At 34.3% G+C, this 12,652-nt stretch carries 10 protein-coding genes; 6 read left to right on the top strand and 4 right to left on the bottom strand.

All coding sequences use genetic code 11. The annotated features are described in order from the left end of the window. Positions 1–172: 172 nt before the first annotated feature. Both TYM08_RS17700 and TYM08_RS17695 read right to left on the bottom strand, forming a co-directional pair. On the bottom strand, positions 173–1,519 hold the full coding sequence (locus TYM08_RS17700; RefSeq protein ID WP_422382845.1) for an IS4 family transposase: 1,347 nt from the start codon (positions 1,517–1,519) through the stop codon (positions 173–175). 526 nt (positions 1,520–2,045) lie between these two features. Beyond that, positions 2,046–2,471 carry a hypothetical protein gene (locus TYM08_RS17695; RefSeq protein ID WP_422380476.1) on the bottom strand — a complete coding sequence of 142 codons (426 nt, stop codon included), beginning with the start codon at positions 2,469–2,471 and terminating at the stop codon, positions 2,046–2,048. A 521-nt stretch (positions 2,472–2,992) separates the two neighbouring features. On the opposite strand from TYM08_RS17695, the gene TYM08_RS17690 reads away from it, so the two are divergent. Both TYM08_RS17690 and TYM08_RS17685 read left to right on the top strand, forming a co-directional pair. After that, positions 2,993–3,631, top strand: a complete 639-nt coding sequence (locus TYM08_RS17690; protein WP_422380475.1) for an NAD(P)H-dependent oxidoreductase — start codon at positions 2,993–2,995, stop codon at positions 3,629–3,631. Positions 3,632–3,980: 349 nt separating this feature from the next. Then, positions 3,981–4,814, top strand: coding sequence for a pirin family protein (locus TYM08_RS17685; protein ID WP_422380474.1), 834 nt, complete (start codon positions 3,981–3,983; stop codon positions 4,812–4,814). A gap of 150 nt (positions 4,815–4,964) precedes the next feature. Here the strand turns inward: TYM08_RS17685 and TYM08_RS17680 are convergent, their stop codons facing one another. Together TYM08_RS17680 and TYM08_RS17675 are read right to left on the bottom strand one after the other, a co-directional pair. Further along, positions 4,965–5,570 (bottom strand): HupE/UreJ family protein, encoded by a 606-nt coding sequence (locus TYM08_RS17680; protein WP_422380473.1) that lies wholly within the window; start codon positions 5,568–5,570, stop codon positions 4,965–4,967. Beyond that, complete coding sequence (locus TYM08_RS17675; protein ID WP_422380472.1) at positions 5,567–6,154, bottom strand: HupE/UreJ family protein; 588 nt, start codon at positions 6,152–6,154, stop codon at positions 5,567–5,569. Before TYM08_RS17675 ends, TYM08_RS17680 begins: the two co-directional genes overlap by 4 nt. Before the next feature lie 462 nt (positions 6,155–6,616). Here TYM08_RS17675 and TYM08_RS17670 point away from each other — a divergent pair, with 462 nt between their 5' ends. From TYM08_RS17670 to TYM08_RS17655, 4 genes are all read left to right on the top strand, one after another. Next, on the top strand, positions 6,617–6,955 hold the full coding sequence (locus TYM08_RS17670) for a hypothetical protein (protein WP_422380471.1): 339 nt from the start codon (positions 6,617–6,619) through the stop codon (positions 6,953–6,955). 620 nt (positions 6,956–7,575) lie between these two features. After that, the gene (locus tag TYM08_RS17665) at positions 7,576–9,909 is read left to right on the top strand and encodes a penicillin acylase family protein (RefSeq protein ID WP_422380470.1); all 2,334 of its coding nucleotides are present in this window, start codon (positions 7,576–7,578) and stop codon (positions 9,907–9,909) included. A gap of 54 nt (positions 9,910–9,963) precedes the next feature. Continuing rightward, on the top strand, positions 9,964–11,664 hold the full coding sequence (locus TYM08_RS17660; RefSeq protein WP_422380469.1) for a cyclic peptide export ABC transporter: 1,701 nt from the start codon (positions 9,964–9,966) through the stop codon (positions 11,662–11,664). Positions 11,665–11,688: 24 nt separating this feature from the next. After that, positions 11,689–12,648, top strand: coding sequence for a sulfotransferase domain-containing protein (locus tag TYM08_RS17655; RefSeq protein ID WP_422380468.1), 960 nt, complete (start codon positions 11,689–11,691; stop codon positions 12,646–12,648). Positions 12,649–12,652: the final 4 nt, after the last annotated feature.

The raw sequence follows: 12,652 nt of genomic DNA, 5'->3' as shown, positions 1-12,652 counted from the left end.
CGCTCGGGGTCTGGTCATACATTTGACATAAACGCTCAATAAGCAATCCATAACACTCTAAAAACATCACTACAAAGCCCGCAAAAGCGGGCTTTTCTTTACCTGCTATTAAAATCAAGAGGGTCAGAGTTGAATGGCACTTAGCTAAGAGATAAAACCTTTTAATAAAGTACTATTTCTGTTTCTTAGGGTGCCCATTTTTTCTAATATCTGCTCTTGCAATTTCTCGCTTAACGGTCAATAACTTATACGGTTTTGGCCTTCGTTTTACCGCTCTTGGCTCAACTCTTCCAGGCCGATTACCAACTCGCCGTTTCGATATTAAGGCAAACATCGCATCATCTGGCCTCCGATCAATCTGGCTATAAGTTAACCAAACTTGCAGGCAATGTTTAAAACTTATGGTTCTAGGTTTTATTTTAAAAATAATGGCAGACTGTGCTGCGAATAATCGAATAATATTATGCGCAAGCACATGCATCCACATTTCCTTCTCACACATTTCTGGCGTTTTACAACTCAAAATATTCATGCCCAATGTGGTTTTTAAGTTTCTGAAATCCAACTCAACATGCCACCGATCTTTATATAATTTACCTAGTGATTTTCTGCTTTCTTTTTGCGGATTTAGGATGCTGGTGATTAATATTTTATGATTGATTTTCACTTCTCGGATGGTGATAAAATCAGGACTTTGATCGTAAAATTCTTGATCCATCCATTCTGGTTTTCTCTTTGGTTTTAGAATATCAATTAAGTGATCTCGCGTGCCTAAACTTTTTCCTTTCCTAAAATCCGTTGTACACTTTCTACTTCCATGCTGTTCAAATAACACATCAACTTTTTTCTTTTGCATCTCTAATAATAGGAAATAAGTCCCAAATAATGCATCCCCTAGCACTAAATCACCTTCCTCAAAAGTGTCTAATACCGACCTTAATAAGGTCCCTTCATCTGCACCTTTACCTTTAAACTTCCCAATTGCAAAATCTTTAATCGTGCCAGTACTTAAACAATTTACGGTTAAAGTTCGACATATTGGAAATCCTAAACCCGGTTTTTGCGCGGCTTGCTGAGGGTATTTTTTTTGTGATGCCTCAGTATCGGGCATGGTACTTGTTGAGCCGTCAACAATAAAAATTCTACGATCATTATGTGTCCATGATTTAGGTACTAAATCCAATACTTTCTTCCCGATATTTCGCACTAAATTTTGAATTAACATAGTAGGAAGTTTTATTCTGGCTTGGCAATATCCATCGGTATTTGCACTGAGTTTGTCATCGTTATTTTGAATAATAAAATCGTTGACGGCTTTTGCACATGAGCGATCCTCACTCATGACTTGCTTCAAAAACATGGCCAAAGTGGTCTCATTATTGAACTTAGAGTCTCTTTTATTGATTGAATATTGTTCAAATATACCCATGATTTCAGGCGCATTTAAAATAGATAAAAAATCAGATACTGAAGGTGTTTTAGTTAAATAAGGGTTTAGATTTTGGGTTTGATCAGCGATAATAGTCGTACAGTCAGTTTTTTTGTTTCGTTATTTTGTGGTGATTTAATTATAACAAAATTACTGGCTGTCTTATTGTTTTTTTAATGGATTATCATGCCTACAGGCCTTATTTAATCAGACTCTAGGGCTTAACTAAGTGCCATTCAACTCTGACCCTCTTGAAATCGATCAGAAAAACTGTGCTGGTTTCAAAATATCAAATATTTTATCCATCAATTCATTGAAAATTCTCGATTAACATTAAGAATATGATTTGTTAATAGCGTGAGTTTTTAATTTAGTATGTCTTGGTAGTTTTTGTTCTATGGTATGGAATTTACTTTCGAAATTTTGAGGGGGGTTGATGAATTTATGTGGATTGTTGTTTAGTTGAAATTAAAGGGTATGTATAAAAAACTATTTTATAATTGACAAAAAAATATTGAAGAATAGTCCGTTATTCTGAATGAAAAAATGCCCCTTGTTTAGCGATTTTGTAACTATCACTAAACAAGGAGCGGCTTAATATTTGAAAACTTTAATCCTACAGACTCATACCAACAGCCACATAATTTGAACCAGGATGGCTGCCACCTTCAATAAAAATGGTGGTGTCATTAATATCAATATTAAACCCAATTTCAACACCTAAACCAAAACCTGCATCAATTCCAATAGCAGGACCTAGGCTTCCATAAATACTCAACCCGTCAGCCACATTAACTAAGATCCCGCCTGCTAATTCTAAGCCTGCATTCACACTTTCATGTATTCCAATGGCCGCTTCTATTTCTCCATAAGTATGAAGGCCGTTATCGGATAAGAATGTAATATCTAATGGGACACCTATAGACACAACCGCACCTATACCGCCGTATGAAGCTAACGCAATATCTGTGCTTCCTGTGCCACCTGCAAATACGGTGCTGCATGAAAGAGTGAGAGTTGTTGCAATTAATAATTTTTTCATTTTTAACATCGCTATGTAAAGTAAGTGACCAAGATTATAACTTGTACTGACCTTTGTTTAAATCTAATAAATTTTTTGCAGAGTAAAAATTCCAAAAAGTAGTCTGATTGCAATTAAATTTTAAATCAAAGTGATGGGTGTTTTTTGATCAGTAAAATGTTCTGAAATTAATTTAATTATGATTATTTTAGTATAATAATTAAGCATTAATAACAAAGAAATAATCGTAAAAAACAAGATGATGTGCTTAAAAAGCCTATGCCATTAGTCACTTTTTTTTTGAAATAAAATAGACAATTTTAAGAAGTTAATTATTGGTTTATGAAAGTGAAAACTAATGAGTGCTGTGGTTTTATTGGCGCTGATGGGTGTTAGGGCGTGCATATAAATGAGCCGTATTCGGTTATTTTATGGAAGTTTAACAAGGATGAAAAAAAATGACGATTGGTATCATTGATATTGAGAAATTTGAAACCATTATGGGTAAACAATTTTTTATAACATTTATCAAGGTACAAAATATGAGCACAGTAATTGACGATTTAAAATGGCGTTATGCCACTAAAAAAATGGATTCATCGAAAAAAGTAGATCAAGAAAAAATTGATTATATTTTAGAGGCGATTCGATTAAGTGCTACATCAAGTGGCCTTCAACCTTTTCAGGTATTAGTTATTACTAATGATGAAATAAAAAAACAAATCCACCCACATGCATGGAGTCAAGACCCAATCGTAGATTGTTCACATTTGATTGTATTTGCAGCCTGGGACAATTACACAGAAGCACGTATAAATGAAATGTTTGATTTAGTAAATGAAGAGCGGGGATTTAAAAATGAAGGTTGGGAAAATTATCGTCAAATGTTATTAGCCAACTACGTACCTCGTGATAAAGAAGTGAATTATCAGCATGCAGCTAGACAGGCTTACATTGGATTGGGCAGTGCTTTAATTGCCGCGGCACAACAAAAAGTAGACTGTACACCAATGGAAGGATTTGATCCTATTAAAGTAGATGAGATTTTAGCTCTGGAAGAAAAAGGGTTGCGTTCAGTTGTATTATTACCAGTAGGTTATCGTGCTGAAGAGGGTGACTGGTTAAATGGTTTGAAAAAAGTACGTCGTGCAACTGAAAATTTTGTAATTGAAATTAAGTAGTAATTAGTACAGTTTAAAGTGTTAGGCGATTGTGCGTTTATCATCATTTAATAATGAGAGATAAACGTACTTTTTATTTTCAGCTTCCCATAAAAAATTTATGCAGCAATGTTTAAAACTTAATGATCTGATTATAAGCGGCAATCACATAGTTTAAGGGATCGCGTCGTGATTAATTTTTTAACGTCAAAAGTTCAGAATAACTCATATTAATATGAGATTAGAATCATTCTAAAATTATCCGAATAATCATAATTGCATTTATGCAAACATATCCTGCAATTAACTACCTTTCATTTATCATTTAAATATTCATAATACAATCATAGTTAACAAATGAGATCAAATTATGAAAATATTATCTAGTAAAAAAACACATCCCTCTTCTGATGGTGCAGGAGTTAAATTAACTCGTGTTCATGGATTTGATGATCATTTCTTAAATCCATTTTTAATGGTGGATCAAATAATCTCTGATGATATATCAGAAATTAAAGAAGGGTTTCCATCTCATCCACATCGTGGTTTTGAAACACTGACGTATTTAAAGCAAGGAGTGTTTTCGCACAAAGACAGTATGGGAAATATTGGCAGTATTACTTCTGGAGGTGTGCAATGGATGAGCGCAGGAAGTGGAGTCATTCATTCTGAAATGCCTGAGAATTTTGACTCTCAGGTACGTGGGTTTCAGCTTTGGCTTAATTTACCCGCCAAAGATAAAATGAAAACTCCTGAATATCAAGATGTACAAAAAGATGAAATGCCTTGGATTGATTTTGATGGAGCAAAAGTAAAAATTATTGGTGGAAGTCTAGTAATTAATCAACAAACTATTGTTGGGCCGCTGCAAACACTTCCGGCAAATATCAGTGTAGTAGATATTGAATTAGAGCCTTATAGCAAATTAAATGTTGATACCCAAAATAGAAAAACCATGCTGTTAATTTATAAAGGCAAGCTGAATGATTCGCCTTCACAGGTATTATTAAATGTAGATCCACAAGATTTAATACTTAATTGCGCGGATGAAAAAGTTGAATTATTGTTGTTGGTGGGAGAGCCTATTAATGAGCCTGTAGTGCATTATGGTCCATTTGTAATGAATACTCAAAAAGAGATAGATCAAGCAATAAATGACTATAAAAATGGCATATTAGTTCAAGAACAACCAATAATTAAATAAACACAATAATTACTTCGATGTGTTTATTTAATTAAAAAACCATGTATTCAGTGCAATTGCTAGCAAATAAGATCGGAAAATATATAAGCCAATATATAGGTCAATATAGTGCGGGCCAAATAGTTAGCATAATTGTATTTAATTAAATTATCAGATCGGTTTTGCAAAAGAAAGTGTAATAACTAAAAGTGAGATTGCAATAATCCACGAGCCTATTACTCGCAAGCTGATTTTTTGCCATTCATATTTTGTTGCCAAACTCGACAATGTAATGATGGATAAAAACAGTAAATACAAACTTAAAGTACTCGCTAACAGAAAAGAAAATTTATCTTTTGCAAGAATGTCAACGGGTGTTGACTCTATGCCAAGTAAGGCACCAGTTACAATTGCTATGATTAAATAGCCAATTCTTTTTAGGCTTAAATTTAGAGCCGATAATAATCCTAAAATAGACGCAATAAATAAAATAAGAATTTCATAACTGCCTGGTATTATAGTAGCTGAAAGTATTGCACCTATAACTGTAGCTATGAGGTAGCTTAATAGAATTTTAAAGTTGTCTTTTTGGTCTTGTTGCCCTAAATATACTGCGCTGGCAATCACTAATATGATTAGCGAAGGCACAAGAACTGGATTTAAAAAACCTTTAAAAAAACTGTTCATGCTTTCGATGTATCCGTCTGCAAACGCTAAGCTAGGGCAAAGCGTTGCAAATAGAATAATAGATTTTTTTCTGACAGATTTTAAAATCATAACATGCCCGTTAAAAAACCAATGCCAGAAAGTGCAATGGCGCCACCGCCTGTTCGGATAATAATTTTTCCAGCTGGCCATCTTGTTAAATAACCAAATGCAATACCACCTAAATGTAGTAGTCCAGTCGCAAGAACAAATCCTATACTATAAGCTAAAGGGCTCGATGCTGTTGGAAGTTCTGTTCCGTGTGCGTGTCCATGAAATATTGCAAACACACCAACAATGATTCCTGCAATCCAAATAGGAGGGCGAGCTGCAATAGCTACCATACAGCCAAGTACAATAGCAGAAACTGCAATACCTGTTTCAATAGCGGGAATTGGAATTCCGATAATACCCATAGCGCCACCAAAGGCCATAACAACTGGAAAAATTACAGGTAAAATCCAAATTGCTGGTTTGCCTAAGAACGCTCCCCATAAACCAACGGCTACCATTGCCACTACATGATCCCAGCCTACAATAGGATGTTTGAATCCTAAAATAAAACCACCCGCCACACCTGATTCGCCATGAGCATTGGCTAGGGCTGCAAGCGTTAATGATAATAATAATACTGCTGTTTTTTGAAAAAATTTCATAAATTAGTTTCCCTTAATTCTTCGGTTTAAAATTTTTAATTAAATATTGTTTCTGTAAAGAAAAAATATTTGTTAGATTTTGATATGCGTATTCTTAATGAACACCTTTAATGCTAAAAAGTAAAAACAATAAATTCTTAGTCTTGCGTTACGGCGAGCAAAATACTAGATACTAGATATTGGATAGTCCTATTTCTAGTTATCTAGATAAGTGCAAGGATTTTTACTTAGATTAATCCGCGCCAGTAAATTAAAAAATGAGTTAAAAGTCAACAATTAAAAAATTAATTTGAGTATGTGTTTTGCAATAATTTCATGACTTGCATAAAATAATTTTTAGTGTTTTAATTTATTTTTTAGGAAATTGAATACGTTTTCAATAATGTGAATAGTTATTGGTATTCTTCAGTGTAGAAATTGTAGCGTTAACAAAATATGTTTGGCTGCTTTTTAGGGAATGTGATGAATATTTTTAAAAGAATTGGAATACTAACTGGAACTTATCTATGGGCTACAAAAGTGTTTGCTCATGCTGGAGAGGCCGAGGCTAGTGCAGCTGAAGCAAAAATGGCACTTGTTATTGGCGGATCTGGAGCTGTATTAAGTCTGGTACTGTTATTTGTGGGTATACGATCAGCTTTACGTAAATTTAAATCCTATAAATTACAGATTGCGCTAGAAGAAATAGATGAGAAGTCCATAAGCAGATTGAAAACATCCTTATATAATACATTATTATTAAATGGAATATTTTTAGTGTTGCTGTATTTTTCAGTTGACTATTTGTTTTTTTCTCATTAGCTCATCGGTTTAGTTGAGTTTGTATTTGGCTCAAAAGGTGACACTTTATTGTTTGTTTCAAACTAGAATAGTGTTGTCATTTTATTGTAATCTTGTTTTAAGATAATAGTTTATGTAAAAACTATTAAATATTAATTCTCTAGAAAAATTAAATTATGCTATGCATCACAAAAAAGAAATATATTTTTGAATCTGTGCATTTAAATGGTTAATTGCAGTCAGAGTATTTGATTAGACTTAACGATAATGATTAGGATATTTATAAGATGAGTTTAGGTAAGTTCGTGGCCTTTACTTATTTCAAGTACTTGCATTTGGAGGTGCTTTAGGGATGATGAAGTAAGTATTACCTTTAGAGTGATATCAATTTTTATTCTTTCCTTCTGTAACAATCCATCAAATAAAAACTACAACATTTGGCAAATTGACAGGTTTCAACTTTTACTGAAAATATATTGCCTTATTCTGTAAGACTATTTTAAGGTAAATTAATAATGTTCAAAACCAGTCCAATTCTTTCACGTTTCCTTGTATGGATTATCCTTCCCCTATTTGCACTTTGCATATTTTTTTATACGCATATGTTAAAAAGTCTTCCTGAAGTAGAAGGCGAAATTCATATGAAAGGCCTATTAAAAGATGTGCGGGTCATCCGAGATGAAAATGCCATTCCCCATATTTTTGCAAATAATGACCTTGATGCTTTTCAAGCGTTAGGTTATTTGCATGCTCAAGACAGAATGTGGCAAATGGAATTCCAAAGAAGATTAGGTCAAGGCCGAATGAGTGAAATATTGGGGGTTAATAGTTTATTGATCGACCGATATATGCGAACGCTTGGTTTGTATCGTTCAGCTAAAAGTGCAGTGTCGCATTTAGATACACAAGCCGCTGCAAGTTTAAATGCCTATGTAAATGGAGTAAATGAGTGGATTAATAGTGCTCAGGTTTTACCCGTTGAATTTAAAATATTTGGTATAGAACCTCAACAATGGGCGCCAGAAGACTCAATTGTATTAATGAAAATGATGGCACTTAATCTTGGGTTTAACTACCAACAAGAATTGGTTCTAGATTTATTAATTAAAGAAATTGGCAAAGAAAAAGCCTATGAGTTATTTCCTAATTATCCTAAAGATTCGGCCACTATTACCACGCAAGAGCCTGCTACTGAATCATTAAGTGTTAATTCTGAAATCGAATTATTATCCATACATAAAAATTTACAAGACAGCTACAGAATGGGGTTTGAAGGTTTGGGCAGTAATGCTTGGACAATATCTGGAGAGCATACACAAAGTGGACAGCCACTATTGGCGGCAGATCCTCACTTAGGTACTGAAATTCCATCAATTTGGTATTTAGCCGAATTATCAGGTGAGCGTTTACATGTTACTGGGGCAACGTATCCCGGCTTACCTTTTGTGTGGTTAGGTCATAACAATAATATTGCCTGGGGTGGCGCTTCACTGACTGCTGACGTACAGGATTTATATATAGAAAAACTCAATCCATTAAACGAAAATCAATATGAATTTAATGGTCAGTGGGTCGATATGGAAGTCATCGATGAATACATTAAAGTCAAACAAGATTTTCCTGAAATGCTTCGTGATGCCATACCACCATTAAAGTGGCAGGTTCGCACAACTAAAAATGGTCCTTTATTAAGCGATGGAGTAGGCACAGCTGAAATGCCTATCTCATTAAAATGGACAGCATTGACTAAAAACGATACCAGTTTTAATAGTTTCATGAAATTAAATTACGCATCTAACTGGACTGAATTTAAACAAGCATTAACAGGGTTTGTGGCACCTGCACTTAATTTTGTTTATTCAGATGTAGAGGGCAATATTGCTTATATTGCAGCGGGAAAAGTACCCATTAGAAATAAAGGCGATGGTCGTTTACCAGTAATCGGCTGGACAGGAGAATACGATTGGAATGGGTTTATTCCATTAGACGAAATGCCACAGGTTTTGAATCCAAAATCGGGTTATATCGTTGCTGCAAATAATAAAGCGCATTCTGATGAGTATCCTTATTTAATATCAAACGATTGGGCGCCGCCTTATCGAGCTGATCGTATTGAAGAGTTGTTAACACAATTTATAGCAAACAAAACAAAACTGACTGTCAAAGATTTTCAACTAATGCAAGGTGATGTCACCAGCCTGCAAGTAAGAGAAATTCTTCCATTTTTGCAAGCGTTAGAGCCTAAATCAGAACGCCAAGTTTATGCTGTTAATTTAATGAAACAATGGGATGGGGTGTTGACGCAAGACAGTGAAGCGGCCGCGATATATCAAATTTGGTTACGTCATTTCAATCACTTGATTGTCAGTGATGAATTACGTGGCAACTTATTAACCGATTGGAGACTTGCGGAGTTATTTAAAGTCATTGGTGATTTTAGACCAGTATTTATCAAACAAAATCTAATACAAGACGAAGACAGCCAACTAAGCGATTGGTGTGATCACATAAGAACAAAGCCAATTGAAAATTGTGAAAAACAAGTACTAGAGTCGTTAACAGAGGCAGTTGTAGAACTTAGTCGTTATGTCGGAAAAGACAAAACATGGGGCGGTATTCACAGTGCACATTATCCTCATCAAGCTTTTGTGGGATTCCCAATTTTGGATCTTGTTTTTGATCGTGAAGTATCAACATCCGGTGGTGCTTATACCATTAACAATACTAAATGGACTTGGTCACAAAGTAATGCTTATCGTCAAATAGCGGGTGCAAGTTATCGCCAAGTGATTGATTTGGGTAACTGGAATAATAGCGGGTTTATAAATAATACGGGTCAAAGTGGCAATATTTTAAGTGAGTATTACGACAATAATATTCAACCGCATCAAGATTTAGAGCTGCATCCAATGACATTTAATAACGATGCTGCTGATGTGATTGGCAAAGAATTGAAACTAATACCTCAGCAGTAAATTTAATACCTTTACAATAAATTTAATATAAAAATTAAAGAAAGAGTGTTTAATATGAACAATAAAAAAACAGTAAAACCATTAGGTCTATTTGGTTTACTCAGTAAAAACGCACCCAATAAAGTATTTTTTGGATTATTGCTTGGGTGTATCGCAGGTTTTGGTTTTGCGGTGATCATGCCGCTAATTTTAACTTCATTAAAACCGGCACTGTCAGTGTTAATGACATCTGAATTTGTATGGCCGTATTTATTATTTGGAAAATTTGAAATCTTTACACCAAAATTCGCCCTTGCATTCTTTTTAGTCTGTATCTTTATTTTAATTTGCAGAGCAACATCAGAAGCTATTCTTGCAAGAGTAGCCATTGATGCTTCAATAGATTTACGCAAAGACATGTATAAACGTGTATCACAATTGCCTATTCAAGATTTAGATCGCATTGGCCCTTCACGTTTAATCACAAGTTTAGATAATGATGTACCTAAAATTGTAGAGGGCGCATCTATTTTTCCTGACTTGATTGTTGCCACTACCACATTAATTGGTCTATTAAGTTTTCTTGTTTATTTAAATGTAAATGTATTACTGTTTATATTGGGTGTGATTATTTTTGGTGCCATTACTTATCGTATACCCCTTTATTTTGCGCAAGAAGATTTAACTCAATCGCGTGAAACCCTTGACGGATTACAAGAGGGAACCCGTGGTCTTATTTATGGTGCAAAAGAATTAAAATTAAATATCGAACGTCGTAAATCTTATTACAATATGGATTTAGATGCACACGAAGAAGAATTCAGAGAAACGCAAAAACGAGGAATGACGACACTTATATTTGGTATGACTTACGGAAATATGGTGAGTTTTTTCTCTATTGGTGCGGTGACCTTTGTTATGGGGACTTATTATTCTTTGACACCCACCGCCTTAGTTGGCGTGGTCATGGTGATGTTTTATATCATGGGTCCAATATCAACGTTGATTCGCTCAGTAGGCCCTGTTATGCAAGCCTCTATTGCTGCTAAAAAATTAAGCCAGTTAATAAATGAGATGCCTGTTGAGCCAGCTTCACAAAGTACTGAACCTGTTGCTTGTGATGAAATAAATTTAGAGAATGTTTCTTTTTCATACCCTCAACAAGAAGACGAAGACACAAGCTTTAATGTGGGTCCATTTGATCTATCCATAAAACGCGGTGAAATTACTTTTTTAGTCGGCGGAAATGGATCAGGTAAAACCACTTTAGGAAAAATACTGTCTTTGCATTATTTACCCAATGAAGGAAATCTTCTGTTTAATAATGTCAAAATAACCGATGAAAACAGAGAAATGGCACGTCAAAACGTCTCAGCCATTTACGCCGATTTTTACTTATTTACTCGTTTGTTTGGTATGAATGAACAAGAGTTAGATGCAAAAGCTGGCGATAAAATTAAAGAGTTAGGTTTAGAGGGTAAAGTGAAAATTAAAAATGGCCAATTTTCAAGTACGTCACTTTCAGCTGGCCAGAAAAAACGCTTAGCCTTGCTAGTTGCATATTTAGAAGAGCGCGATATTTATGTGTTTGATGAATGGGCCGCTGATCAAGATCCAGAATTTAAAGAGGTGTTCTACCATCAAATATTGCCAAGTTTAAAGGAAAAAAATAAATTATTAATTGTGATCAGTCATGACGATCGATACTTTCATTTGGCAGACAAAATCATTCGAATGGAAAACGGTAAAGTGATCTCTCAAGAAACTCATAGCTAAATTAGTCAACTAAAAGATGAATGTATGACAACTAAAATGAAAACAAAAAAAATATTCAGATCTTTTGAAATAATCACAGAGTTTCGAAATATTGCCCATTCTGATAAAAATATTTTTCTAAATATTCCCAAGATTGCCTCATTGTTTTTTGAGTATCAATTTTTATCGTATTATTTTGGTGGGGTACCAAAATGGAGGGTAATGCTTAGAAAACTTATCTCCAAAAAAAGAATCGTGCCTAACTATGTTATGACAGGCCCAATTAAAAGTGGGTCAAGTGACTTAGTGAGTCATTTATTGATGCACCCAAATATCATGTCGCCGTTAGCAAAGGAGATCGATTCTTTAAATGCTAAACAATGGCAGTCGTATTTTCCAACTATAAAACAAAAACAAGCACTTGAGGCTAAATTAGATTCAAAAGTCAGTTGCGGATATTTGGAACCAGCATTACATGATATACAGCTGATTAATAAATTATACGATCTAAATCCAAATTCAAAAATTGTAATTACACTGCGAGATCCAATTGATAGAGCGTTTTCTCAGTGGAAGTGGGAAGCGTTTTTAACGGGTAAAGATTACATTAATAACCCTAGCTTTAATAATTTTGACGATTACATTAAACAATCAATTTCATTGTTTCCAAGCGTGCCGATGCAAACTGTCTGTGGGTTTCCTGTTATGCAAACCGGAATTTATTATCAAGCGGTTAAATTATGGATGGATAAATTTGGCAAAGATAATGTGTTGGTACTGGATATCGCCGATTATTTTAAAAATAGAAAACCCGTATTAAAAGAAATTCAAACCTTCTTAGATTTGCCTGATTTTGATATTCAAGAATATCAAAAAATAGCCAATGAAAATCCATTAAAAGTAAGTCCTGCGCAAGCTGAAACTAACGCCTTACTTTCTGAATTTTATCGCCCATACAATAAACAATTATTCGATTTAATTGGTAAGCAATACCAATGGAAATAAAAGA

This window comes from Marinicellulosiphila megalodicopiae (assembly GCF_045862395.1).
Lineage (GTDB): Bacteria > Pseudomonadota > Gammaproteobacteria > Pseudomonadales > Natronospirillaceae > Marinicellulosiphila > Marinicellulosiphila megalodicopiae.
The sequence above is the reverse complement of the archived record's forward strand: the minus strand, read 5'-3'. Positions and strand labels throughout refer to the sequence as shown.

Bases quoted from the DNA above. Each gene is read 5' to 3' on its own strand.
- TYM08_RS17695 (WP_422380476.1), bottom strand. From the start codon at position 2,471: ATGAAAAAATTATTAATTGCAACAACTCTCACTCTTTCATGCAGCACC.
- TYM08_RS17690 (WP_422380475.1), top strand. From the start codon at position 2,993: ATGAGCACAGTAATTGACGATTTAAAATGGCGTTATGCCACTAAAAAA.
- TYM08_RS17685 (WP_422380474.1), top strand. From the start codon at position 3,981: ATGAAAATATTATCTAGTAAAAAAACACATCCCTCTTCTGATGGTGCA.
- TYM08_RS17680 (WP_422380473.1), bottom strand. From the start codon at position 5,570: ATGATTTTAAAATCTGTCAGAAAAAAATCTATTATTCTATTTGCAACG.
- TYM08_RS17675 (WP_422380472.1), bottom strand. From the start codon at position 6,154: ATGAAATTTTTTCAAAAAACAGCAGTATTATTATTATCATTAACGCTT.
- TYM08_RS17670 (WP_422380471.1), top strand. From the start codon at position 6,617: ATGAATATTTTTAAAAGAATTGGAATACTAACTGGAACTTATCTATGG.
- TYM08_RS17665 (WP_422380470.1), top strand. From the start codon at position 7,576: ATGAAAGGCCTATTAAAAGATGTGCGGGTCATCCGAGATGAAAATGCC.
- TYM08_RS17660 (WP_422380469.1), top strand. From the start codon at position 9,964: ATGAACAATAAAAAAACAGTAAAACCATTAGGTCTATTTGGTTTACTC.
- TYM08_RS17655 (WP_422380468.1), top strand. From the start codon at position 11,689: ATGACAACTAAAATGAAAACAAAAAAAATATTCAGATCTTTTGAAATA.